At 40.9% G+C, this 25795-nt stretch carries 24 protein-coding genes and 2 pseudogenes; all 26 read right to left on the bottom strand.

Translation table 11 applies throughout. The features are described 5' to 3' along the window. Positions 1-9: 9 nt before the first annotated feature. Positions 10-258, bottom strand: a complete 249-nt coding sequence (locus OCF96_RS05900; protein ID WP_049550469.1) for a hypothetical protein — start codon at positions 256-258, stop codon at positions 10-12. 12 nt (positions 259-270) lie between these two features. Next, positions 271-942: a DUF2786 domain-containing protein gene (locus OCF96_RS05895; protein ID WP_261446690.1), complete on the bottom strand. Its 672-nt coding sequence runs from the start codon at positions 940-942 to the stop codon at positions 271-273. A 1-nt stretch (position 943) separates the two neighbouring features. After that, positions 944-1405: a hypothetical protein gene (locus OCF96_RS05890; RefSeq protein WP_152905724.1), complete on the bottom strand. Its 462-nt coding sequence runs from the start codon at positions 1403-1405 to the stop codon at positions 944-946. Positions 1406-1408: 3 nt separating this feature from the next. Further along, positions 1409-1909 (bottom strand): modification methylase Sau96I, encoded by a 501-nt coding sequence (locus OCF96_RS05885; RefSeq protein WP_261446669.1) that lies wholly within the window; start codon positions 1907-1909, stop codon positions 1409-1411. Between the two features lie 286 nt (positions 1910-2195). Further along, complete coding sequence (locus OCF96_RS05880) at positions 2196-3182, bottom strand: GMP reductase (RefSeq protein WP_055356792.1); 987 nt, start codon at positions 3180-3182, stop codon at positions 2196-2198. A gap of 200 nt (positions 3183-3382) precedes the next feature. Then, positions 3383-4162, bottom strand: coding sequence for an L-threonylcarbamoyladenylate synthase (locus tag OCF96_RS05875; RefSeq protein WP_261446668.1), 780 nt, complete (start codon positions 4160-4162; stop codon positions 3383-3385). Between the two features lie 27 nt (positions 4163-4189). Beyond that, positions 4190-4783, bottom strand: a complete 594-nt coding sequence (gene leuD / locus OCF96_RS05870; protein WP_261446667.1) for a 3-isopropylmalate dehydratase small subunit — start codon at positions 4781-4783, stop codon at positions 4190-4192. Positions 4784-4792: 9 nt separating this feature from the next. Beyond that, entirely contained in the window at positions 4793-6175 is a 1383-nt protein-coding gene (leuC, locus tag OCF96_RS05865) for a 3-isopropylmalate dehydratase large subunit (RefSeq protein WP_261446666.1), read from the bottom strand. 3 nt (positions 6176-6178) lie between these two features. After that, positions 6179-6448 (bottom strand): DUF1294 domain-containing protein, encoded by a 270-nt coding sequence (locus tag OCF96_RS05860; protein WP_261081194.1) that lies wholly within the window; start codon positions 6446-6448, stop codon positions 6179-6181. After that, a complete protein-coding gene (gene leuB / locus OCF96_RS05855; RefSeq protein ID WP_261446665.1) occupies positions 6445-7482 on the bottom strand; it encodes a 3-isopropylmalate dehydrogenase in 1038 nt (345 codons plus the stop codon). The genes OCF96_RS05860 and leuB overlap by 4 nt, the downstream gene beginning before the upstream one ends. Positions 7483-7493: 11 nt before the next feature. After that, a complete protein-coding gene (locus tag OCF96_RS05850) occupies positions 7494-9056 on the bottom strand; it encodes a 2-isopropylmalate synthase (protein WP_261446664.1) in 1563 nt (520 codons plus the stop codon). Between the two features lie 303 nt (positions 9057-9359). Continuing rightward, the gene (locus OCF96_RS05845; protein ID WP_084927329.1) at positions 9360-10016 is read right to left on the bottom strand and encodes an MmcQ/YjbR family DNA-binding protein; all 657 of its coding nucleotides are present in this window, start codon (positions 10014-10016) and stop codon (positions 9360-9362) included. A gap of 43 nt (positions 10017-10059) precedes the next feature. After that, the gene (locus OCF96_RS05840; RefSeq protein ID WP_261446663.1) at positions 10060-10692 is read right to left on the bottom strand and encodes a copper homeostasis protein CutC; all 633 of its coding nucleotides are present in this window, start codon (positions 10690-10692) and stop codon (positions 10060-10062) included. A 93-nt stretch (positions 10693-10785) separates the two neighbouring features. Next, positions 10786-11145, bottom strand: coding sequence for a YbaN family protein (locus OCF96_RS05835; protein ID WP_261446662.1), 360 nt, complete (start codon positions 11143-11145; stop codon positions 10786-10788). A gap of 256 nt (positions 11146-11401) precedes the next feature. Next, positions 11402-13489 (bottom strand): type I DNA topoisomerase, encoded by a 2088-nt coding sequence (gene topA / locus OCF96_RS05830; protein ID WP_173876054.1) that lies wholly within the window; start codon positions 13487-13489, stop codon positions 11402-11404. Positions 13490-13759: 270 nt separating this feature from the next. Continuing rightward, a complete protein-coding gene (gene dprA / locus OCF96_RS05825; protein ID WP_173876053.1) occupies positions 13760-14608 on the bottom strand; it encodes a DNA-processing protein DprA in 849 nt (282 codons plus the stop codon). An 87-nt stretch (positions 14609-14695) separates the two neighbouring features. Then, entirely contained in the window at positions 14696-15385 is a 690-nt protein-coding gene (locus OCF96_RS05820) for a sugar phosphate nucleotidyltransferase (protein WP_000643976.1), read from the bottom strand. Positions 15386-15396: 11 nt separating this feature from the next. After that, positions 15397-16275, bottom strand: coding sequence for a DMT family transporter (locus tag OCF96_RS05815; RefSeq protein WP_261446661.1), 879 nt, complete (start codon positions 16273-16275; stop codon positions 15397-15399). Continuing rightward, positions 16265-17134, bottom strand: coding sequence for a phosphotransferase family protein (locus OCF96_RS05810; RefSeq protein ID WP_261081189.1), 870 nt, complete (start codon positions 17132-17134; stop codon positions 16265-16267). The genes OCF96_RS05815 and OCF96_RS05810 overlap by 11 nt, the downstream gene beginning before the upstream one ends. 16 nt (positions 17135-17150) lie before the next feature. Continuing rightward, positions 17151-18173, bottom strand: coding sequence for a ribitol-5-phosphate dehydrogenase (locus OCF96_RS05805; RefSeq protein ID WP_084927334.1), 1023 nt, complete (start codon positions 18171-18173; stop codon positions 17151-17153). Between the two features lie 4 nt (positions 18174-18177). Continuing rightward, positions 18178-18883 (bottom strand): annotated as a pseudogene (locus OCF96_RS05800) (IspD/TarI family cytidylyltransferase). Between the two features lie 351 nt (positions 18884-19234). Beyond that, positions 19235-19360 (bottom strand): annotated as a pseudogene (locus tag OCF96_RS05795) (Nramp family divalent metal transporter); the annotation flags it as partial. 217 nt (positions 19361-19577) lie between these two features. After that, a complete protein-coding gene (carB, locus tag OCF96_RS05790; protein WP_261446660.1) occupies positions 19578-22754 on the bottom strand; it encodes a carbamoyl-phosphate synthase large subunit in 3177 nt (1058 codons plus the stop codon). A 448-nt stretch (positions 22755-23202) separates the two neighbouring features. After that, positions 23203-24282, bottom strand: a complete 1080-nt coding sequence (locus OCF96_RS05785) for a carbamoyl phosphate synthase small subunit (RefSeq protein WP_000166853.1) — start codon at positions 24280-24282, stop codon at positions 23203-23205. A 49-nt stretch (positions 24283-24331) separates the two neighbouring features. Continuing rightward, entirely contained in the window at positions 24332-25255 is a 924-nt protein-coding gene (locus tag OCF96_RS05780) for an aspartate carbamoyltransferase catalytic subunit (protein ID WP_004260121.1), read from the bottom strand. An 18-nt stretch (positions 25256-25273) separates the two neighbouring features. Further along, positions 25274-25795, bottom strand: a complete 522-nt coding sequence (pyrR, locus tag OCF96_RS05775) for a bifunctional pyr operon transcriptional regulator/uracil phosphoribosyltransferase PyrR (protein WP_000644747.1) — start codon at positions 25793-25795, stop codon at positions 25274-25276.

Below are 25795 nucleotides of genomic sequence, written 5' to 3'. Positions count from 1 at the left end.
TTTTAATTTCTACAAATCAACTATAAGAGTCTCTCGTTTCTTTAACCCACAAAATGGGCAATACCCAAATTCAGTAGTACTTGTGTTGTGCTGATTTTCAACATTTACCTCTGCTATCCAGAAATACTCTTTTCTACAAGATGTTTTAATTGGAATTAGATCAATTTCATCCATCTCCACCTTTGTTTCGTTTTGTAATAGTTCATCTAGAAGACGTTCCCAAGTACAAACACTCCTCTTTAATACTGCTTCTTTCATAATAATTACTCCTCATTGATTCAATAATTCTTCTGATAACAACTTGGTCTCTTTTGCGTGTTCCAAACCAGCAATATACGCCTCATAATCAACTTCAATTTCGATTTTTAGGCTTCTGCTCTCTAATTTCCCCATACGTAGTCGTTGTTCTTCTAAAACTTCTGCTGGGATTTTTACCATCAAACCAAATTCTTCTGATAATTGAGCCTGGTCCTGAAAACGTTGATCTATTCCGTTTAAGAAACCTAGTAAGTACGATTTCTTATAGTCTTTCCATCTTGCTCTTGAGACTGTAGGGAAAAGTCGTTTCAACCGATATTTAAGATATAAGAGCGCACCTTCGTAAACCTTACTACAAAATTCAGCATCAGATTGATATCCAAAGAAAATTATCTGTGTGATGCCGTCTTCAGGAAGTCGTCTTCTTATCGTTTTACATCTAAAATTTTCACCTAAAATACCTGCTAACTTTTCTTGCCACCATGGAAGTCTATATTCCCATGTTCCTATTGTTTCACCAATATCCTTTTGAATTTTACTATTCGTTAAATCATTCATAGAAAGATTATGCTTCACCATAAGTCTTTGAGCCATCAGAAGGGCAGTCTGTCCCTCTTCATCGTTTGGTGCATCGTAAGCTAACTCTAAAAGATTCTGTATCTTCTCAATTATTTTATTATCCATATCAATCCAAATTTTTATACTTTCTAGGCAAACAACTAGCGTAATGTTCTGAATCATTGACCTTTGCATTATAAAAAATCATATTATTCCCAATAATTTCTTGCCATTTAGGAATCTCCTCACGATAAATGCGATTAAGTCCATAAAAGTTCCTTACAATAAATCTAACTGCTCCAATATGATCTCCTAAACCAACTACGCACAACACATCATGTTCTATATCATAGACCCAGTGGCTTTTTGGATTTGTCAATGTTTCCAAAGCAAATTCTCTATCTCTCTCAAGGAAGTCATGACCAGGTCTATAGTAAACTTTCGTCTGATATGGTTCATCATTAAATCCATAAAAACAATGACTACACAGCGTTCTGTCTTTATCTATCCACCAGCAAGGACCATACTTTTCATCGATACAAGGTGTAACCCAGTTGCAAGCACATCGTCTACAAATTCCAGTTTCCATTTTCTATCCCTCGTTTATTCTCATGCTTTTAGGTAACTTTTTACTCGGTAAACAATAACCTTCCGATAAATCTCCTTTACTATAAAATTCAGGAGGATGTGTCATTATGTGATCACTTCTTTTCCATCCTCGACGAAGTTGTTTGTAAGATAAAGAAACACGCTTCTCAATCTCTTTAAAACTAAATCCCAATTTCAAGTAGGTTGTTACAATAGTTGTAGCATGTTCTTTGGAATCTTCGCTTCTTGTTCTTCGCTGAAAGTTAATCTTCTTATCTTCTTCATTTAATGCTATCTGATAATCAATAAACAACTTCCGCATTTCCATAATTTTATGTTGCCAAGCCAAGCTGTAAGGTTGGCCTGAATATCGATTCACTAGATCCTTTACGGGTTGTTTAAATTTCAGCTGAAGAGGATCAAATTCGCCAAGGTCAGAAAAAGGATCAATGAAACCTAATGGTTCGCTTTGAATTAATTCATTGTATAGCGCTTCTCTATCCATCCTAATTTATCTCCTTCTGTCAAATGCACGTCATTGAGTCAAATAAGCTTAATTGGATGGTTGTAGGCGCTTGTTCGCTGTTTCCATTCTTATCATGATCGATAACGTCAAAGATTTCTAACGTGTCTAAATTCATTACAATCTCTAATCCTACCATCGTTGAGCTCCTCTCAAATAGAATTTTAAGCGAACAAAAAAGAGAACAGATTTCTCTGTTCTCCTAAAAATATTGAATTATTTGATTTTCTAAAAACTCTTACCACTTACTCTAGTGAGATAGCCCGTCTTAGTGGGAAGCATCTCCATTCCAGATGGAGTTTTTCACGATAACATAATCAACGTGTTTAAGGTCAGCAACCTGACGTCCACCTGCGTATGAAATGGCACTTTGAAGGTCTTGTTCCATCTCAGTTAAAGTGTCTTGCAGATGACCTTTGGCAGGAAGCAAGATACGTTTGCCTTCCACATTTTTGTAAGCACCTTTTTGATATTGTGAAGCTGAACCGTAGTACTCTTTGAACTGTTCACCATCGACTTCAATCGTTTTCCCTGGACTTTCGACGTGTCCTGCAAAGAGGGAACCAATCATAACCATGCTGGCACCGAATCGGATAGACTTGGCAATATCACCGTGAGTACGAATTCCTCCATCAGCGATAATCGGTTTACGTGCAGCTTTGGCACACCAGCGTAGAGCAGCCAACTGCCAACCACCTGTACCAAAACCTGTCTTGACCTTGGTAATACAAACCTTACCAGGACCGATTCCGACCTTAGTAGCATCCGCACCAGCATTTTCAAGTTCACGCACAGCTTCTGGTGTTCCCACATTTCCTGCAATAACAAAAGTATCTGGTAATTCTTTCTTGATGTGTTGAATCATAGAAATCACGCTATCCGCATGACCATGGGCAATATCAATCGTGATGTACTCAGGAGCATCAGCCTTGAGCTGGCTAACAAAATCATACTCATAATCCTTAACACCGACAGAGATAGAAGCAATGAGCCCTTGATCGTGCATGCGTTTAATAAAAGGAATACGTCCTGCCTCATCAAAACGGTGCATAATGTAGAAGTAACCACCTTTAGCCAGTTGCTCTGCTACATTTTCATCCAAAATTGTCTGCATATTAGCTGGCACAACAGGTAGTTTAAAGGTGTGATTTCCTAGAGTGACACTTGTGTCCGCTTCTGCACGACTTTTAATGACACATTTATTTGGGATCAATTGAATATCTTCGTAATCAAAAATTGGAAATTCATTTAACATATCGATGTCTCGTTTCTTTTGTAATGACCTACCTATGCTCTCGCATCACTACGCCTTTTCCGACGTTTCCTTAATTAATTATAAATCAAAGTACAGTTTTTGTCAAATAATTTTATAAATTAAAATATATTGTTCGGATTTTATTGCATAAATAACAAAAGAAAGAGGAGAAATTATTTTCTCTCCTCTCCTTCTCTATCCTAATAATACTCACCCTGACGGTAGTCCCATGAGTTAAAGGTATTTGACAAGTGCATCATGATTTTATCAATGTCAAGTCCTTTGCGGATTACAACTGGAGCTGGTGAAGTTGAACGTGCTCCTCCTTGTTCTGGAATGAGTTTACCATCTTTATCGACCATAGACACCATCACGCCTTGCTCGTAGCGAGTTTCAATCGTTTTGTCAGGTTGGATAGATGCCACATAGTCGTCTGCTTCAATGACAAGATCCACTGCTCCTTCGATACGTTCTCCGATACCTTCTACCTTACCACGGTTTCCTTTTCCAGATGGGTTTGCAGATGAAGCGTAAACCATTTTACCTTCTTCCCAAAGTTTGGCAGCTAATTGTTCACCAGCTTTACCAAACTTGATGACAAAACAGCTTGTACCACGCACGTCCGTCATAAGTTCTTCACGGCCATCACCGTAGGCTTTGAGTTTTTCAAAAGCTTCTGGTTTCCAAGGAAGGATACAACCAAGGAGAATATCTTCGTCCCAATGTTTTTGGTAAAAAGCTTCAATTTCTGGGTTAAGTTGTGCTAAAGCACGAAGCTCATCCATGCTACCGCAGAGGACAACACCTGGTTTGTTGCGGTTACGTTCTTTGGCTGCGAACTTGCGCTCAAGTCCTGCCTTGTCGCTAGTCATGATAATGTAACCAACTTTAGTAGGGCAAACTATACATCCACCCTCACCTTTTAAAATATCATAGCCTTCTTGTGAAAGTGTTCCGTTCCATTGAATGTGTTTTGTCATAGTTCTATATTTCCTTTTCTATTTTTTCTAATCCTGCCAGTAAGCTGGTCGTTGTTTTTCATATGCAGCAATCAAATCTTCATACTGCAAAGTAATACCGATATCATCCAAACCATTTAAGAGTTTATGTTTCCATTCGCTATCAATTTCAAAAGTGAATTCTCCAACTGGTGAGATGATTTTTTGTTGTTCCAAGTCCACAGTTACCTGATCGGTTGGCTTTAGCTGGGCTAGTTTCTCTCTAACCTCTCTGGGCTGAACAATTGGCAACATGCCATTATTGAGTTCATTATTGTAATGAATGTCACCGAAAGATCCTGCAATCACGACCTTAAAACCGTAGTCTACTAGTGCCCAAGCTGCGTGTTCCCTTGAAGAACCTGCCCCAAAGTTATCCCCTGAGATAAGGATACTGGCTTTACGATATTCAGGTTGGTTAAAGACAAAATCTGGATCCTCAGTATACTTGTCATCTAGATAACGCCAAGCATACATGAGATACTTACCAAAGCCTTTCTTATCAATCAACTTGAGAAACTGCTTGGGTAGGATTTGGTCGGTGTCGATGTTATCATTCATGAGAGGAACGGTCGTTCCCGTATAAACTGTAAATTTCTCCATATCCTCTCCTTACTGGGCTTCTGGCATTTGTCGAACATCTACGAAGTGCCCTGCGATAGCTGCCGCAGCTGCCATGGCTGGACTGCAGAGATGAGTCTTAGCGCCAAAGCCTTGTCTGTCTTCAAAGTTCCGGTTGCTGGTTGAGGCACAGTGGACACCATCAGGTACCTTATCAGGATTCATCCCTAGACACATAGAGCAACCGGGGTCTCTCCACTCAAAGCCAGCATCTAGAAAGACCTTGTCTAAGCCCAACTTCTCAGCAGCTCGTTTCACAGGACGAGAGCCCGGAACCACGATAGCCGTTAAGTTAGGAGCTATTTTCTTCCCTTTGACAAATCGCGCAGCCAGTTGCAAATCACTGAGTCGAGCATTGGTACATGAACCTATAAAGATATATCCTAGTTCAATATCCGCTGGCTTTTGACCAGGTTCCAAATCCATATAATTGTAGGCTCGTTCATCATTCATATCCTTAATTTCTGGGAAGCTACTGTCAAAGTCAACCCCCATAGCAGGGTTGGTTCCCCAGGTCACCATAGGAGCAAGGCCTGAGACATCCATCCGGATAACCTTATCGTAAACGGCATCATCATCACTGACAATTGTTTTCCAATCCGCCACAGCCTCTTCAAACTCCTCTGGAACACATTCCCGTCCCTTGAGATAATCATAGGTAGTTTGATCCGGATTCATGATTCCCATCTTGGAACCAAACTCGATGGACATATTGCAGATGGTCATTCGCTCTTCCATGCTCAGTGCATCAATAGCCTGTCCTCGATATTCCACCACATAGCCAACACCACAGGCAACGCCGTACTTGGCAATCAAGGCTAAAATGTAATCCTTAGAATAAACTCCTTTTTGAGGAACTCCAGTGAATTCAACCAACATTTTCTTAGGTTTAACCTGCCAGAGTGTCTGGGTAGCAAAGACATGCTCCACCTCACTGGTCCCAATCCCAAAGGCGATTGCTCCGAAAGCTCCGTGAGTAGCCGTATGACTGTCTCCACAGACGATGAATTTTCCTGGTTGGGTTCGTCCTGTCTCTGGACCCACCATGTGGACAATCCCCTGTTTTTCAGAACCGTGGGCAGCATGTTCGATTCCAAACTCTTCAACATTTTCAGCTAACTTATCAATCTGTGCTTTGGAGATTACATCTCGAATATCATATATATTGACCGTCGGGACATTGTGGTCAAAGGTACCAAATGTTAAATCTGGTCGTCTCAATCTACGTCCTGCATCACGCAATCCTTGAAAAGCTTGAGGACTGGTCACCTCGTGAATATAGTGCTGATCTACATACATGAGTTGAGGTTGTCCTTCTTCTCCTGTAATCACATGGCGGTCCCATAATTTATCAAAAATCGATTTTCCTGCCATCCATTACCTCCAAATAACATATAAGGCTACTAGTGTAGTCACCATCCCGAGAAACCAAACTGTTTTAAAATACCATTTTCGAGTCTTGTGTTGAAAAGTGATTCCTGCTAACCAAGCACCAAAACCACCACAAACAAAGGCTAAAATAAGTAAGATTTTCTCTGGGATGCGCCATGCTCTTCTCCTTGCCTTGGATTTGTCAATGGCATAAATCAAGAAAATGATGACATTCCAAATCAAGAGAACTAGAGTAATTTTTTCGTCTAACTTCATAACCTTTCAATAATGGCTTCTGTCATTTCCTTGGTCGAAGCCTGTCCTCCTATATCTCTCGTTAAAATTCCTGCTGCCAAACTGGCTTCTACTGCACGTTCGATACGCTCTGCATCGTCATAACGTCCAAAACTGTCTCTCAACATCATGGCCACTGATAAAATCATGGAAATAGGATTTGCAATTCCTTGACCTGCAATATCAGGAGCTGAACCGTGAATGGGCTCATAGAGACTTGGTCCATTTTCAGAATGACTGGCTGATGGCATAACTCCAAGTGTACCAGATAGAACGCTTGATTCATCAGAGAGAATATCTCCAAAAAGATTCTCCGTTACAATAACATCAAACTTGGCAGGATTGGTAATCGTGAGCATGGCAGCTGAGTCCACCAACTGGTGTTCCAAGGTCACATCTGGGAAATCCTGTGCAACCTTCTCAGCTACTTTCCGCCAGAGTTTTGATGTTGCCAACACATTTTGCTTATCGATGCTGGTAAGGATTTTTCTCCGACTTCTTGCAATTTCAAAGGCTTTACGAATAATTCGCTCCACTTCCTCATAACTATAATCGTTAATATCACGCGCTTTGCGCTCTTCAAGGATATGATCTCCAAAGTAAATCCCTCCTGTCAACTCACGCACCACAACAAAGTCTACACCAGCAATTCGTTCTGGTTTGAGTGGTGACAAATGCTTGAGACTGTCAAAGATTTTTACAGGGCGAATATTAGCGTAAAGATTGAGTTCCTTACGGAGAGCCAGCAAACCTTGTTCAGGCCGAACCGCTGCTCCATCATACTGAGGACTACCGATAGCCGCTAGGAGAATAGCATCTGCTTCTCTACTGGCTTTGAGGGTTTCATCAGGTAAGGGATGCCCCGCAACATCAATACCTGCACCTCCGAAGGGTCGTCTATCAATCTCATAGTCAAAACCTGTTTTTTCAGCTAGAGCTTCCAGAACCTCTAAACCAGCCTCCATGATTTCTGGGCCAATTCCGTCCCCTGCTAGAGCTACTATTTTCTTTGTCATAGCCTTCTCCTTTACACACTAGGCATGTCACGATAGGAAACACTGCGTCCCATCTCACCAGCATTCTCTTTTTGAACAAAGGTATTGGCATTGATATAGGCAATAGCAGATGCTTTCAGTACATCAAAATCAAGACCTGCTGCGTTAAAGATGGTTTCTGTATCTCTGTTTTCAACAGTGACCAAGACACGAGCTTGGGCATCGATTCCATCCGTAACCGCATCGATAGTGTAGGATACCAAGCGGACGGATTGGTTAAAGAACTTATCGATAGCGTTGAAGATAGCCTCAACGGAACCTTGCCCTGTCGCATTAAATTCAACTTTCTCGCCATCCATATTAACTAGGCTAACGAGTGCTTCAATGTCATTATCTGCATGAGTTTGCAGTTGTAAATCATCAAAGTGGAAACCTTCTGGGTTTTCAACCATGGTTCCAGCTACCAGAGCACGAATATCTGCATCTGTGATTTCTTGCTTCTTGTCGGCCAGTGCCTTGAACTTAGCAAAGAGTGGTTTGATATCCTCTTCTGTAAAGCCTAAGGCCAGTTCTCTTAGTTTTTCAACAAAGGCATGGCGACCTGACAATTTTCCAAGTGGGAGGCTGTTACTCTTGACACCGACCAATTCAGGGGTGATAATCTCATAAGTAAGAGGATTTTTAAGGACTCCGTCTTGGTGAATACCAGATTCATGAGAAAAGGCATTGCCACCAACAACGGCCTTGTTTTTAGGAACTGGGATACCTGAGAAGCGAGAAACCATTTCTGACGTATTGATGGTTTCATTTAAAACAATACTAGTTTCTGCTTGATAGTAATCTTGACGAATATTGAGGGCCACTGCAATTTCTTCAAGAGCAGCATTCCCAGCTCGTTCCCCGATACCATTGATAGTCCCTTCAACACGACCTGCCCCATTCTTGACAGCAGCAAGGCTATTAGCTACTGCCATTCCGAGGTCATCATGACAGTGAGGCGAATAGATAATCTGACGTTCCGTCTTGACATTCTCAATCAAGTATTTGAAGATAGCTCCGTATTCCTCTGGCGTTGTAAATCCTACCGTATCAGGGATATTGATATAAGTCGCCCCTGCATCAACCGCTGTTTGAACAACTTGCAAGAGGAAATCCAACTCTGTTCTAGTCGCATCCTCTGGAGAGAATTCGACCACTTCAAACTTAGAACGGGCATAAGAAACATGCTCCTTAATAGCTTCCAAAATCTCTTCCTTGCTCTTATTGAGCTTATACTTGCGGTGAATCGGACTGGTAGCGATAAAGACGTGAACCTGTGGATACTTGGCATCCTTGAGAGCCTCATAACAAGCATCAATATCAGACTTGACAGAGCGTGCCAGACCAGTTATTGCCGTTTTCTTCAAGGTCTTAGCAATCTCCTGAACTACCGTAAATGAGTCTGGACTAGCCGCTGGAAAACCAGCTTCGATGGCTGAAATGCCCCATTTCTCCAGCTGTCTTGCAATGGCAATTTTTTCCTTGATTGAAAAGTTAACACCCGGTGTCTGTTCTCCATCCCGAAGGCTGGTATCTAGAAATTCAACTGTTCTCATAAGATTTCCCCTTTTCCAAATGTGGTTTTAAAAAAACATCTCGCTCAGAAACCCAAGCGAGATGTTGATTCACTCCCGCTTGGTAAGCCAAACAGGACTAATGCTTTTTGCACTAGCCCGAGTACCTCAACAACAAAGCGAATTGATTAAACTTAGCTGCTTTCATGTTTGACTTTCTCCTTCGTTTGATATCTTGTTTAGTATTTTAGCATAGGCAAAAGTACTTGTCAAGAAAAAATCCAATATTTTCTGAAAATTTCTTCAGTAGAGAATATTTTGCTAATTGAAAATCCTTGAAATGTTTCATTTTTTAGTAGTTAAGTTCCAACTTTTTTCTATCAATTCCAGTACCATTTCATCTGACAAAGTATCATCAAGGGCCGCACTAATCCAGTATCGTTTATTCATATGAAAAGCTGGATAAATGCCCTTTTTTGAAAGTAAGTCAGCTACTTGGTCATGTTTGAGGTTGACTGCTTCCACCTGTCCTTCTCTGCCCTTTTCCAGCTTATCCCAAGAGATTTTCATCAAGACGGCATACCACTTTTTATTGCCTTCATGTCTTAACACTGCCGTATCAGGCGATTTCTCCCACAAATACTCCAACTGATTACCATACTTTTCCTGAACTTGAGTCATGATTCGCTTAGTCTGAGGGCAGATAAAATCCTGTACCTCAAAACAAGCCTTCCGAATCTGGTAGAGAATCTCCAGACAAGCCTCACGGACACTTGCAACAAAACTTCCTGTCATACTTTCCATATGAACTTGAGGATAGAGGTCACCAGTCTCCTGGTCAAAGACTTGAAAACTCACATTATCAGTAGTGATGGACACAGTCATGACAAAGTCATCCTGCAAAATTTGGCAACTATAGGTCCACACTCCACCATTTTCTACAAAACCATAATCATGAGCCTTTTCTTGATTAAACTGATAGGATTTAAAAATTTCAAACATAAGTGAAAACTGCTACCCAAAGCTAGCAGTTCCTTTCTATTTTTTAAAAGACAACCTTGGTTCCGTGCAATTGTGTCACGCCCAGTTGGTCAATAAAGGTTTGACGGTTGTCAAGGTCAATCCCCCCACCTGGTAGAATTTCAATCTTACCTTTAGCATGTTCCAAAATTCTGTGATAGTGAGCAAAACGTTTCTCTAGTGAATCGCCAGACACACCAGCACGAGTTAGGATACGAGTGACTCCAGCTTGACTAAGCCAGTCAATAGCTTCCAGTTGATCCTCATCACTCAATTCATCAAAGGCCATGTGAAAGACAATTTCCATTCCTTTTGATGCAGTAATTAACTTTTCAAGATTAGGTTTATCCAACTTCTTGTCAGCAGTTAAAGCACCAAATACAACTCCTTGACTTCCAGCCTGAGCAGTCAATCGAATGTCTTCTAGCATGATTGCAATTTCCATATCATTATAGGTAAAATCGCCACCACGTGGACGAATCATGGTCATGATGGTCGTATCATAGTTAGCTGCCAGTTCAACTACTGCCTTAGTCACTCCATAGCTGGGTGTTGTCCCACCAACTGCAAGATTATCACAGAGTTCGATTCGACGAGCCCCAGCCTGCATCGCTTTTTCAAGCAAGGTCACATTTTCAGCACAAAATTCGTAAATCATTTGATTCTCCTTGAAGATTACTTTGAATTTATTATATCATATCATTGTGAATATGCTTTCATTTTTATCAAGGGAAATAGTAACAAATTTTACTTATTCTTTGTCTGGAATAACCTTGAATAGATAATAGGTGATAAAGATGGTAAAGGCTCCCAGACTGATTTTGACTGGTAAGAGAGGGGCAAAATAAATAGAAATTCCCATCAAGATGTAGATGGATACGATGATTTTTTTCTTACGTTCACGCGCAATAGACTTAGTCTCGCGAAAATCAGCCACATATGCTTGATAGAGCTTGGTATGATAAAGCCAGTCTTCGAAGCGCTTGGAACTTCTTGAGAAACAAGCAATAGACAACAAAAGAAAAGGCGTTGTAGGCAACAAGGGTAAAACTACCCCAACAATAGCCAAGGCTAGTGATAAAAAACCAATTATTAGATAGATAAGACGCATAACTTCTCCTAGTTAATACTCTTCGAAAATCTCTTCAAACCGCGTCAACGTCGCCTTGACGTAGGTATGGTTCCTGACTTCGTCAGTCTTATCTGCAACCTCAAAGCAGTGCTTTGAGCAACCTGCGGCTAGTTTCCTAGTTTGTTCTTTGATTTTCATTGAGTATAAAATAATCTTCTTCTAGTTTCGCATACAATGATGAATTTTGTCAAGTTCTAACCAAAAGAGCCTGAAATTAACTTTCAGGACACTCCTCTTATTTAATCTTTTCTTCCTCGTAGTCGCCTTTGCTACAAACAACCTGCTTGCCACCACCGCGGACTTTTTTCTCCATGAGGAAGTTGCCACATTTTGGACAGTCACGACCAACAGGCTTGTCCCAAGAGGTAAATTCACATTCTGGATAGCGATTGCAACCATAGAAGAGGCGGTTACGTTTGGTTTTACGCTCAATGATTTGTCCCTGATGACAACTTGGACACTCAACACCAATCTCTTTCACAATTGCTTGGGTATGACGGCAATCTGGGAAATTGCTACAAGCGTAGAACTTACCAAAACGACCAAGTTTAATGACCATTGGACTGCCACACACTTCACAGTCAAATCCAGCTGGTTCATCCTTGATTTGGATTTTCTCCATTTCTTCTTCAGCCTTTGCGACTTCTTTAGAGAATGGTTTGTAAAAGGCGTCAATAACGCGTTGCCACTGCTCTTTTCCGACCTCGACATCATCCAGTTTACCTTCCATTTCAGCTGTGAAGGTCACGTTTACGATATCTGGGAAATATTCAACGATGAGCTTGTTGACAATTTCTCCCAGCTCTGTCGGTTCAAAACGTTTGGCTACAAGGCGAACATAATAACGTTTCTGAATGGTTTCAATGGTAGGTGCGTAGGTTGACGGACGTCCAACCCCATTTTCCTCCAAGGTCTTGATCAGTGTCGCTTCAGAATAGCGAGCAGGCGGTTGAGTGAAATGTTGCTCTGGTTTGCTATTGACCTGTTTGACCACATCTCCAACAGCCATATCTGGTAACATCTTATTCTTGTCAGAATCATTGTAAATGGCAAGATAACCATCAAACTTAACCTGACTACCATTAGCAGCAAATTGAACCCCATTTTGAGACAATTTAACAGCCATGGTATCAAAGACAGCAGCTGTCATCTGGCTAGCCACAAAACGATTCCAAATAAGAGTATAAAGCTTGAGTTGATCCTTGTCCAGATACTTAGCGATGCTTTCAGGTGTATTAAAAACGCTAGACGGGCGAATAGCCTCATGGGCATCCTGAGCACCTGATGCATTTTTGACCTTGCTACCATGCTTAGAATACTTGCTACCAAAACGGTCCGTAATGAAACTTGCTGCTTCATTTTGCGCTACAGGACTGATACGAGTCGAATCGGTACGCATATAGGTAATCAAACCTTGAACACCAGAACCGATATTAATTCCTTCATAGAGCTGTTGGGCAACCATCATGGTTTTTCGAGTACGGAAATTGATTTTATTGGCCGCATCCATCTGCATAGATGAAGTGGTATAGGGTAAAGGAGCATTGCGTTTGCGCTCTTTCTTATCCACCTGATCCACTGAAAAGTCTTTATTAGTCAGACGAGACAAGACTTCCTTGACCTCATCATTGCTAGTCAGTTTCAGTTTTTTACCATCCACTCCATAGAAGGAAGCCTGAAATTGCTTGGTTCCCTTTTTAAAGACACCATCAATTGTCCAGTATTCTTCTGGCTGAAAGGCGTTGATTTCATTCTCACGATCAATGATTAACTTAAGCGCAATAGACTGAACGCGACCTGCTGACAAGCCCTTCTTGACCTTCTTCCACAAAATAGGCGAAATCGAATACCCTACCAAGCGGTCCAGGACACGGCGTGCCTGTTGAGCATCGACCAAGTCCATATCAATCTTACGAGGTTCTTTAAAAGCATTTTTGACCGCATCCTTAGTGATTTCATTGAAGACCACACGGTTGGCATCATTTTCATCCAAGTTGAGAATGTGAGCCAAATGCCAAGAAATCGCTTCTCCTTCACGGTCCGGGTCACTCGCCAGAAAGACTTTATTAGCTTTTTTGGCTTCTTTTTTCAAGTCATTGATAAGAGGGCCTTTTCCTCGGATATTGATATATTGCGGTTCATAATTATTTTCAATATCGACTGACATACTGGATTTCTTCAAATCACGGATATGCCCGACACTGGCTAAAACCTTGTAGTTTCTGCCGAGATATTTTTCAATCGTCTTAGCCTTAGCAGGCGACTCCACGATTACTAGATTTTTTTTAACTGTTGATTTTTTCTTTTTTGTTGCCGTAGCCACAGTATCACACCTTTTCAAAGTAATAAACTTTATAAAGTGTAAACCATTTTGCCATAACTGTCAAGACTTAGCTCCTATATATAGAAGAAAAGTTTGTTTAGTAAGCGGACTTTCTTCTTATACTCAATGAAAATCAAAGAGCAAACTAGGAAACTAACCGCAGGTTGCTCAAAGCACTGCTTTGAGGTTGCAGATGAGACTGACGAAGTCAGTAACCATACCTACGGCAAGGTGAAGCTGACGTGGTTTGAATTTGATTTTCGAAGAGTATTAAAATTCAAATTCTGCAAGAACATCCTGCCCACTGGTGGCCAATTTTGCCCCTTCTTGAATCAAATGATGGCAACCGTCTGATAGTCCATCTAAAATGCTACCAGGAATAGCAAAGACATCGCGCCCTTCCTCCATTGCTCGCTCACAGGTAATGAGACTCCCCGAGCGCATCTTAGCCTCTGCTACAATCACACCACGGCAAAGTCCAGCAATGATGCGATTACGGGCAGGAAAATGAAATTTCAGAGGTTTTTCGCCAGGTCCATATTCACTAAGAACCAGATGGTCATTACCGATGTAGTCTTGCAAGCGTTTATTGGCTTTTGGATAAAATACATCTAGTCCTGTTCCAATCACTGCAATGGTTTTGCCGCCATTCTGAAGAGCTACCATATGAGCTGCTGTATCAATGCCCTTAGCTAATCCACTGACGATAACCAGTTCATTTTCCAATCCCTGAATGACTTTTTCAACTGACTTAGCTCCCTGTTTGCTACAAGCACGACTCCCCACAACTGCTACTTTAGGAAATTTCAAGAGGTCAAGATTTCCCTTGTAAAATAAAAGCACAGGTGCATCGTATATTTCACTCAAATCCCAAGGATAACAGTCATCTAAAATAGAGAAAGATGGAAATTTTTGAAACTCCTTCTCCAAATGCGCATCGTCTATCTGAAAATAACGTTCCATAAAAACGGCTGGATTTCGGCAACCTGATATATCTGCAATATCACCTAACAAAAGTTCCTGATCAACATTTTCACCGTATTCTAGGACTTTCAAAATCTGTTGATTGGTCAAACCTGATTTTTTTAACTTATAGATTTCATAGTTTGTGATTTTCATAAATATCTCCATTTCTTTTTCTACTCATCTATTTATTCGTAAAAAAATCAAAAAACATCCGACTATTTCAGCCAGATGTTGGAATCTTTAATTTTCGTTTTTAAGAATTTCTTCTAATTTATGATAATCTTGGACACTATCGATTTCATAGATGCTATTGCCTTCTAATTCTTCAACATAGACATCCAGCTCTTTGATATTATCCTTAACCATATTATCCCAGTAGAGATCAACAAATTCACCACTTGCATAGGCCTTATCGATAAAGCTGACAATCTTTTCTGCAGTTGGAGCATCCCAGAAGGATACACCACTAAGGATGCGACCCGCCTTGCTATCAACAATAATGTCTTGAACCTTGTAGTCATCTCCATAGACCAAGAACCATTCGTTGGTACAATCTTCACGATAAACACTAAAATAAGTCGAACGTGTCAAATCATTGCGGAACATATTTTTAAAGAGATAATTATCGGCATCAATAACATAACTGTTAGCTAATTCTTCTTTTACAAGATAGAGAGAGTAAAAGTTATTGTAGTCAGCGTATTTATCATTGAAGACGAGGCGAACACCATATTTTTCTTTCAAGTAATCGAATTGTTCTTTAAGGTAACCAACAATGATGATGATTTCATTGATTCCTTTTTCTTTTAAAAACTCAATTTGGTATTCAATCAAGGGTTTTTGATTAACCTGAACCAAGGCTTTAGGGGTATTTTCAGTCATAGGACGCAAGCGAGTTCCCAATCCCGCTGCTAAGATAATGGCTTTCACACGAATCTCCTTTATTCTTTAATAATAATATAAACTCCAGCAATAACAACAAGTGACGTAATAATTGTCAGCATATCTAGCGGTGCACCCAAGAAAACAACTGCGAACAAGACAGTCCAAACTACATAACTTACGTTCAAGCCTGTAGCCTTGGCTGGTTGCAAGCGATTGATAGCAATATAATAAGCCAAGTAGGAAATCATATCAAAGGCTGCAAAGACAATCATAAGACCTAGCAATTGTCCATTAGCTACTTCAGCAAATGACTGATGAGAGAAGAGCACAATCACAAGATAGGACAAGAATGAAGTTACTTGACGGATTAAGAGGGCTTCGATTTCACTCAATTCACTTTCCATGGCAAAAGAGCTAAGAACACTCTCACTTCCCCATGCAATAGCACAAACTAAAGCACAAACAATCCCAATGTAGAAAGAATTAACCTGTTCAACCTTATAAGTTTGAGCAATAATCCCTGCAATAATCAAGACAATCCCAAACACAGTATTTTTCGAAATCTTGTGCTTCAAAAAGAAGAAAGCCAATAAAACTGAAATCGCAGGATAAATAGCCGATACAGATGAAGCTAAGGAACTTCCGATATACTTAACCGCATAAAGATTGGCCTGCATACCGATAGGACCTGCTAATAAGGCTCCGATGATAACACTAACATTGCGAATATTTAAGAAAATTGAGAGACGAACTTTTCCTTCTTTCACCAAGAGAAAAGCTAGTAAGATAAAGATACTCAAGAAATCGTGAGCAGCGGCCACCACAAAGGGCGACAAATCTGTAAAAATCGAAAAGATATAAGCACTAATCGTTAGACCTAAACCCCAGAAAATACCTGAGAGTAGACCAAAAGAAACTCCATTTTTATTTTTCATCTAAACCTCCATAATATGACAAACCTTTAACAGCTCTTTGGTAACGACTCACACCATAGTCACCAAAATCTGCACCTTGCTCTTCTTTGTAGACTGTCCATAGACTCCAAATAGCATCTTGCAAAATTTTATAGATTGCAATCTTTTCACGAGAGACAGGTGTTTGCTCACTCTCATAGTGAGATAAGAAAGCTTCTTCCTCTTGGGAAGTGAATTCAGACTCTAAAAAGAGAGCAGCCAAATCCCACATTGGATCGTTCATTGATGAATATTCCCAGTCAATCAGATATAGACGTCCTTGAGGTGATTCGATAAAGTTTTCAGGTACCAAATCGATGTGACAAGATTTTCTGTCAACACCTAAGTCAGCCAGTCTTTTCTCTAAGGAGAAGACTTCTTCTCGAACTGCTTCATAGTTAGCATACGGGATTTTTTCTTCAATTAAGGATTCGTATTTTTTGATTTCTTCAAAAGGAGCAAATTCTCCCCTTAATTCCTTACCAGATGCATGAATGGTTTGTAATATTGGAGCAATTTTGTCAAATTTAGTCTTGATTGACCTTGAATCAAGCGTAATCGCAGATTCGATATACTCATTTACTTTGATACCAGCTTCAATATCAAAAAGATAATTTCTTACATCTAAGTCTAAATCCTTTAGTAGTTCAAGATTGTACTTTTCATCTTGACGATTGATCAGCTTTTCTGTCCCTTTACCAAAGAATTTAACAATGTATTGCTTATTTGTTGTTTTGACCAAATAGTTTTGATTGGTCATTCCCCCCAGTTGTTCAACACTGAGGACTTCCTCTTCTTGACTAAGTAGGGATGAAATTTTTTCTTTAATGATTTTCTCCACAATTAACCTCCAGCACTTATACTTCCCACTTAAACACTGTTTTAAAGGCTGTGTTTAAATCGGTCGCAAAGACACGGTGAATATCTTTAATTTCTCTTACAGGTTCTTCTAGATAAAGGATATTTTTAAGACGATTGGCAAATTTCTTGACTTCCATCATTTGGATTGCATTTTCAAAATCAATGCGACCAGAACGAGAGGACCCAACCAAGAGCAAGCCCTTTTCTAAGGCATCACGAGTATTGAGATTGACTTTATATTCGCTAACTCCCATCATAAGAATCGTTCCCTGAGGACGAATGTAGCGAATCAAGTCATTAATGGCTGGTCCAGTACCATCACCACCACAACACTCAAAAGCGTGGTCAAAGGCCAAATCTTCAGGAATATTGTCAGTGATATAGCATTCTTTGGCAAATGAGAAGAGTTCCAACTTTTCCCAATGACGACCAATAACAACAATCTCTGCTTCTGGCAAAGTATAGTTGATAATATTGGCAACCACAAATGCTAAACTTCCATCTCCGATAACGGCAATTCGGTCCCGCTTGCTATGAGCAAGGGTCAATAGACGATTCATAGCGTGCATACCGACACTGACAAACTCTGTAATGGCTGCAACCGTATCTTCGATAGCATCATAAGCCACCACACGGTCTTTAGGAAGAGAAACAAACTCTCTCATAAAGCCATCAAAGCCACTAGACAAGAAATGAGTCCCTGTCATGTAGTTCTCATAGAATTCTTCATTGCTCTGCATAGGAGGCTGATTAGGAATCATGACAACTTTTTGCCCAACCTCGTAGGTTCCTGTAGGGTCAGAAATAACGGTTCCACATGACTCGTGAATCATTGCCATTGGAAGCTTTTTATTCAAAATCTTCGGATCACGTTTTCCTTGGTAGTAACGCTGATCCGCATGACAGACCGCCATGTAGTTGGGATGGATAAGGATATGATTCTCTTGGTCAATAGCCTCTTTCTGGTATTTGACGTTGATAAACTTGGGCTTAGTCAGTTGACAAATTTGATTAATCATATCGCTAGTCTTTCTCAATAATACTTTTTGCAATCTTCAAATCTGTCACTGTTGAGATTTTTAAGTTTGAGTATTCGCCCTTAGCCAAGGCCACATCTTTTCCTTTGATTACAAAGATCTTACATGCATCTGTCAAGATTTCCTTCTCTTCAGCAGAGAGAGCCGTAAAGGTCCATGAAGTCCTTGCAACGGAATGTTTGAGGTGTTTGTCCTTGATAGAGGTGAGCACGATTTGGAATATCTGTAATGAATTGACCATTAGTGCTTTCAACGATAGTATCAACCGCTTCTACCACTGTGTCCACTGCATCATGATTTTGAGCAAGTTTGATATTGTCCTGAATCATGCGAAGCGTAATGAACGGACGAACAGAATCGTGGGTAACAACGATGTCCTCTGGTGTAAGCGGACGATAAGCATCGATGGCTTCAATGATTTTCTCAATACTCGTATTACGGTCAGCACCACCTTTTGTAATAATGATACGCTCCTTATGAAGAGGTAGATATTTATCTACAAGATCTTCTGCATGGGAAACCCAGTCTCCGTGAACACCAACCACAATTTTTTCAATGCTTGGTTCTAAGACAAATTTTTCAATTGTATGAATCAAGATAGGTCGATCACCTAGCTCTAAAAATTGTTTTGGCAAGTTACTGATTCCCATACGTGTGCCAGTTCCACCAGCAAGAATTCCTGCATAAATCATCTATTTTCTCCTTTGTCTTACTAAAAAAACTTATTCTCTCTATTATACCACAATCTAGTCCTATCATGAAAGAAATACCGGCCCTCCTGTTCTAGAATAGGAGGATTAAGCAGTTCCATTATTCAAAGAAACTAGTCCATTTCTAGTAGTGACTAGGAATTCTGTAGTCATTACTAATAAATGGCTGTGAAATTTTAGAGTTCTTCAGAATAATATAGTTTTCTTAAAGAAAGCTTAAAATAAAACTTTGAAACTCCAAAGTGATTGCTTGGCTTACTGCCCTTCATTTCTTATTAGCTAACTTTATGATATAAATACGAATGGGCTCAGGACAAGTCTTTAAAATAAAAAATAACCAACTGCCACAAGAGCTCCAGAACCTAAAAATGCTTTTAGATTTTGCCAAAAATGATTGTTATTCGGAGTTTCAATAGATTGATTGATCTCAGAAAGAGAGACCTTTTTGTAAGAAGACATCGGAATATTCACTTTCTAATCTTGTCTTTGCCTATTTTATTAATGGAGTTTTGAAAATATAATGAAAATAATTTCCTATTTCCAATTTATTCTTATTATATCACATTTTGAAATGATTCTTAAGGAAAGCATGATAGTTAAAACAAGCAAGAACAGTATTGAAAAAAACCAGCGTTTTCTGACGCTGGTTTTAAAAATATGAAAAAATTTTTCTCAACTAGATCACTTCTGTGACAAAACTACGGCTTTCCAATACTTTGAGCATGGCGTTAGCTGTATCTAGGGCTGTGAAGAGGGGCACTCCGTGTTCAATAGCTGAACGACGAATCTGCTCACCATCTTCGTCTGCAGTTCGTTTGGTTCCTACTGTATTAATGATAGCTTGGATTCTTCCTTTGCGAACAAAACTTGGAATATCCTTATCGTCATCACCAATCTTACCAACAGGTTGGGCTTGCAATCCATGACTGGCAAAGAAGGCTGCTGTCCCTTCTGTCGCGAGGATTCCATAGCCAATATTTTGGAAACGACGAGCCAAGTCCAAGGCTTCTTCTTTGGCATCATCAGCGATGGTAAATACAACGTTACCAAAAGTTGGCAAGTGTAAGTAAGAAGCTTCAAAGGCCTTATAGAGAGCTTTTTCCAAAGTAGTATCAGAACCCATAACTTCACCTGTTGACTTCATTTCAGGACCAAGTAAGCTGTCTACCTTAGCTAGTTTGGTAAAGGAGAAGACAGGTGCCTTGATATGAACGCGGGTGCTTTCAGGGTAAAGTCCATCTTGGTAGCCAAGTTCTTCAAGTTTTTGACCAAGAATGAGCTTGGTCGCTACTTGAGCCATAGGGATATTGGTCACTTTAGAAAGGAATGGAACCGTACGGCTAGCACGTGGATTGACCTCAATAACGTAGACTTTTTCATCCTTGATGACAAACTGAATGTTCATCATTCCAAGGCAGTTAAGACCGATTGCTAGGCGTTTTGTGTAGTCTGCAATGGTTTTCTGAAGCTTTTGCGACAAGGTTTGTGGTGGGTAAACGGCCATTGAGTCACCTGAGTGGACACCGGCTCGTTCTATATGCTCCATGATACCAGGGATGAGAACATTTTCTCCGTCTGAAATGGCATCAACTTCACACTCTTGTCCAACGATATAAGAGTCAACAAGAACTGGATGGTCTGGACTAGCCTTAACCGCTGTACGCATGTAAGAACGAAGATCTTCTTCATTTTCTACGATTTCCATGGCACGTCCACCAAGTACATAAGATGGGCGAACAAGAACTGGGAAGCCAATCTTGCGAGCTGCAAGGACTGCTTCTTCTTCATTGGTAGCCGTTTGTCCTGGTGGCTGTGGAATATCCAAGTCTTTGAGAGCTTGCTCAAAGAGGTCACGGTCTTCAGCTCGGTCTAGGTCGGCAACCTGTGTACCAAGGATGGTCACACCTGCTTTTGCCAATGGCTCCGCAAGGTTGATGGCTGTTTGACCACCGAACTGAACGATAACACCTTTTGGTTGCTCCAAGTCGATGACATTCATAACATCTTCAAATGTCAATGGCTCAAAGTAAAGCTTGTCTGATACAGAAAAGTCTGTTGAAACGGTCTCTGGGTTTGAGTTCATGATGATGGCTTCGTAGCCAGCAGCCTGGATAGCCTTAACCGAGTGAACAGTTGCGTAGTCAAACTCAACCCCTTGACCGATACGGATTGGACCTGAACCTAGAACTAGAACGGATTCCTTATCAGACTTGATAGACTCATTTTCCCATCCATAGGTTGAATAGAAGTATGGTGTTTCAGAGTCAAATTCTGCCGCACAAGTATCTACCATCTTATAAACTGGGACAATCTTGTTTTCCAAACGAAGTTGGCGGACTTGGTCAGCTGTCGTTTCCCAGAGTTCAGCAATCTTACGGTCTGAAAATCCATTAAGTTTGGCAGTTTTCAAAACGTCTAAATCTTGTGGATGAGCGCCCAATTCTTGCTCAATTTCAAAGATGTGCAAGAGTTTATCAAGATAGAAGATATCGATTTTTGTAAGCTCTGCAATCTCTTCAGGTGTATAACCACGACGAATAGCTTCTGATACGTAGAAAAGACGGTCATCTTGGGCTTTGACAACTTTTTCAATCAAGGCATCATCAGAAACTGATGCAAGTTCAGGCATTTCATTGTGGTGCACACCAATTTCAAGGGAACGACAAGCTTTAAGGAGAGATTCTTCGATGTTTCGACCGATTGCCATGACTTCTCCAGTTGCCTTCATCTGTGTCCCAAGACGGCGCTCACCTTTTTCAAACTTGTCAAATGGGAAACGTGGAATCTTGGCAACAACGTAGTCAAGGGCAGGCTCAAACATGGCATAGGTTGAACCCGTGACTGGGTTAATAACCTCATCCAAGGTCAAACCTACAGCAATCTTAGCAGCCAATTTTGCAATCGGATACCCTGTCGCCTTAGATGCCAGGGCTGAAGAACGAGACACACGAGGGTTTACTTCGATGACATAGTACTTGAAGCTGTGGGGATCAAGGGCTAGCTGAACGTTACATCCCCCTTCAATCTTAAGGGCACGAATGATGCTCAAGCTCGCGTCACGAAGCATTTGGTTTTCATAGTCTGACATGGTTTGCGCAGGGGCAAATACAATGGAATCCCCTGTGTGAATCCCAACTGGGTCAAAGTTTTCCATGTTACAAACAACCAAAGCATTGTCAGCTGAGTCACGCATCACTTCGTATTCGATTTCCTTGAAACCTGCGATTGAACGTTCAATCAAACATTGGGTAACAGGTGACAATTTCAAACCATTTTCAGCGATTTCACGCAATTCTTCCTCGTTTGCACACATACCACCTCCAGTACCACCAAGTGTAAAGGCTGGACGAACGATGACTGGGTAGCCAATTGTTGCTGCAAAGGTAACAGCTTCTTCGACGGTGTTGACAATTTCAGATTCTGGGATTGGTTGGTTGAGCTCTTCCATCAATTGTTTAAAGAGGTCACGGTCCTCCGCTTGGTCAATGGCAGATAGTTTAGTACCCAGAAGCTCAACACCAAGTTCATCTAGGATACCATTTTTAGATAATTCCATGGCCATGTTGAGACCTGTCTGACCACCGAGTGTTGGTAGCAAGGCATCTGGACGTTCCTTACGAAGAATACGTGTCACAAACTCAAGTGTAATTGGTTCAATATAAACCTTATCAGCAATTTCCTTGTCCGTCATGATAGTTGCAGGATTTGAGTTAACCAAGACAACCTCATAACCTTCCTCTTTCAAAGACAAGCAAGCCTGGGTCCCAGCGTAGTCAAACTCAGCAGCCTGACCAATAATAATCGGACCAGAACCAATCACCATAATTTTTTGAATATCAGTACGTTTAGGCATATATAAGATATTAAGGGCGTCAAGCGGACAAAGCTAAAATAGGAGTTATGACGAAGAACTGTCAGTTCTAGGAATAACTATCTTTTTAGCACCGTCCGTAGCCCGTATTCAGTTCAGCAAATACGGAGCACCCTTCTCCTTTCTATTCGTCGCCTCACAGAGCGACATTAAATAAATTCTCCGACGATTTTTTAGCGAAACGATACTTTTCGGTAAAAAATCTAGTGCAGGGAGTTTTTAGTTCGCCTGATAGCGACTAAAAGAAACGACCTGCCTTTCTATTCGGCAACTCTCAGGTTGCCATTAAATAAGATACAAAGGACGAATAGAAAGCGATTGAATTTTAGGAAACCCAGGAAGGATTGACAATCCAAATTGGTTTCTCTAAATTCCGATCTTTCCGTCCGTGTTCAGTTACATAAATTCTCCGACGAGCTTTTACTCGTTCTTAGTTTGATTGTTTAAAAGCTTCCATCATCTCGATAAACTCGTCGAATAGGTAGCTTGCGTCGTGTGGACCAGGGGCTGCGTCTGGGTGGTATTGGACAGAGAAAGCAGGTTGGTATCTGTGGCGAACTCCTTCAACTGACTTATCATTGATTTCTTCGTGGGTAATGATTAAGTGCTCTGGCAAGTCCTCACGGCTGACTGCATAACCATGGTTCTGGCTAGTAAAGTCTACTCGTCCTGTAGCAATTTCGCGTACCGCATGGTTAAATCCACGGTGACCAAATTTCATTTTATAAGTTTTTGCACCATTAGCCATGGCAAAGAGTTGATGTCCCATACAAATACCAAAGATTGGAATTTTCCCTTGCACACCGCGAATCATGTCAAGTGCTTGTGGAACGTCTTCTGGGTTACCTGGCCCATTTGACAACATCACTCCGTCAGGATTAAGATGAAGAATTTCTTCAGCCGTTGTCGAATACGGAACAACCGTCACGTTACAGTTGCGTTTAGAAAGTTCACGTAGGATTGAGTGCTTGAGACCAAAGTCCACTAAGACAACACTCAAACCAACTCCTGGAGCTGGATAGGAAGTTTTAGTGGAAACCTGTTTGATATTGTCTGTCGGCAAGACTGTTGCTTGCAGCTGGTCCGTCACATGGTCCATGCTGTCCCCAACATGGGTCAAGGTTGCTCGCATGGTACCATGCTTACGGATAATCTTGGTAAGTGCACGCGTATCAATACCTGAGATACCTGGTATTTTCTTGGCTTTCAAAAATTCATCCAAGGTCATTTGGTTGCGCCAGTTGCTTGCTCTACGCGCTTCTTCAAAAACAACGACTCCCTTACAAGTTGGAATAATGGATTCGTAATCATCACGGTTGATTCCATAATTTCCTACCAAAGGATAAGTAAAGGTCAAGATTTGTCCATTATAAGACTGGTCTGTAATGGATTCTTGGTAGCCGGTCATGCCTGTATTAAAGACGATTTCGCCTGTAACATCAATATCTGCTCCGAAGGCCTTACCTTCAAAAACTGTGCCATCTTCTAATACTAGAAGTCTTTTTGTCATATTTTCACCTCTCGTGGACGCTCACTGGCGTCTTTTAACGTCTTGTGTTTTAGTTGGCGTTTCTACTCGCCAGTACGGATTCTAAGATTGCCATTCGAACAAAGACTCCATTGGTCATTTGTTGGACAATCCGTGATTTTGGTGCTTCAACCAAGTGGTCTGCGATTTCTACATCACGGTTGACTGGGGCTGGGTGCATAAGGATTGCTGTTTCTTTCAAACGGTCATAACGTTCTTGAGTCAAGCCATGTTGGGCATGGTAGTCTTCTTTTGAAAAGACAGCTCCACTATCATGGCGTTCATGTTGCACACGGAGAAACATCATGACATCCACCTGATCAATGATTTCATCAATGGTTACAAACTGTCCATAATCTGCAAACTCTTGACTTCTCCATTCCTCAGGTCCAGCAAAATAAAGTTCAGCTCCCAAGCGTTTCAAAATCTGCATATTGGATTTAGCAACGCGTGAGTGGTCCAAGTCACCTGCAATCGCAACCTTGAGACCCTCAAAGTGACCAAATTCCTCATAAATAGTCATCAAATCAAGCAAGCTCTGACTAGGGTGTTGTCCCGAACCATCTCCACCATTGATGATGGAAGTCGTAATCGTGGGACTAGCAATTAACTCTCTGTAGTAGTCAACCTCTGGGTGGCGAATCACACAGACATCCACTCCTAAAGCAGACAAAGTCAAAATGGTATCATAAAGTGTTTCACCCTTATTGACCGAGCTGGTCTTCACATCAAAGTCAAGTCGTTCCAGCCCCAGTTTAATCTCTGCCACTTCAAAGGACTTATGCGTCCGTGTAGAATCCTCAAAGAAAAGATTGGAAACAATCGGATGGTCTTCATAAGGAAGCTGAGCTCCGTTTTTAAACTCAATTCCTCGCTTGATCAATTTCATCACTTGATCGACAGTGAGGTCTTCCATGGACACCACATGGTTCAATGCTTGTTGATTTTCTGACATGGCTACTCCTTTAGCTTTCTAAGCTTCTTCAGTAATCAGAACTCTGTCTTGGCCATCAAGTTCTGCCATCTCTACGATGATTTCTTCAGAACGACTGGTTGGGATATTTTTTCCAACGTAATCTGGGCGGATTGGCAATTCTCTATGTCCACGATCGACTAGAACTGCTAAACTCACGCGCGCAGGACGACCATGACCGACAATATTATCAATAGCAGCACGGATAGTACGGCCTGTATAAAGCACATCGTCCACCAAGATAACTTCACGGTCTGTCACATCAACAGAAACCAAAGAAGTATCTTCTCCACTTTTAACATCATCACGGAAAGGTTTGGTATCCAATTCCACAACAGGAACTGAAAGATTTTCTAGTTGTTCCAAACGTTCTTGGATTCGGTGGGCAATAAAGACACCACGAGTTTTAATACCAGCCAAGACGATCTTATTCAAATCTTTGTTGCGTTCGATAATCTCATAAGTAATACGCGTAATCGCTCGTTTGACGGTCAATTCGTCTACAACTTCTTTTGCCTTCAT

It is taken from the genome of Streptococcus mitis (genome assembly GCF_946190065.1).
GTDB lineage: Bacteria > Bacillota > Bacilli > Lactobacillales > Streptococcaceae > Streptococcus > Streptococcus mitis_DE.
This window is presented reverse-complemented; position numbering and strand designations above follow the sequence as displayed.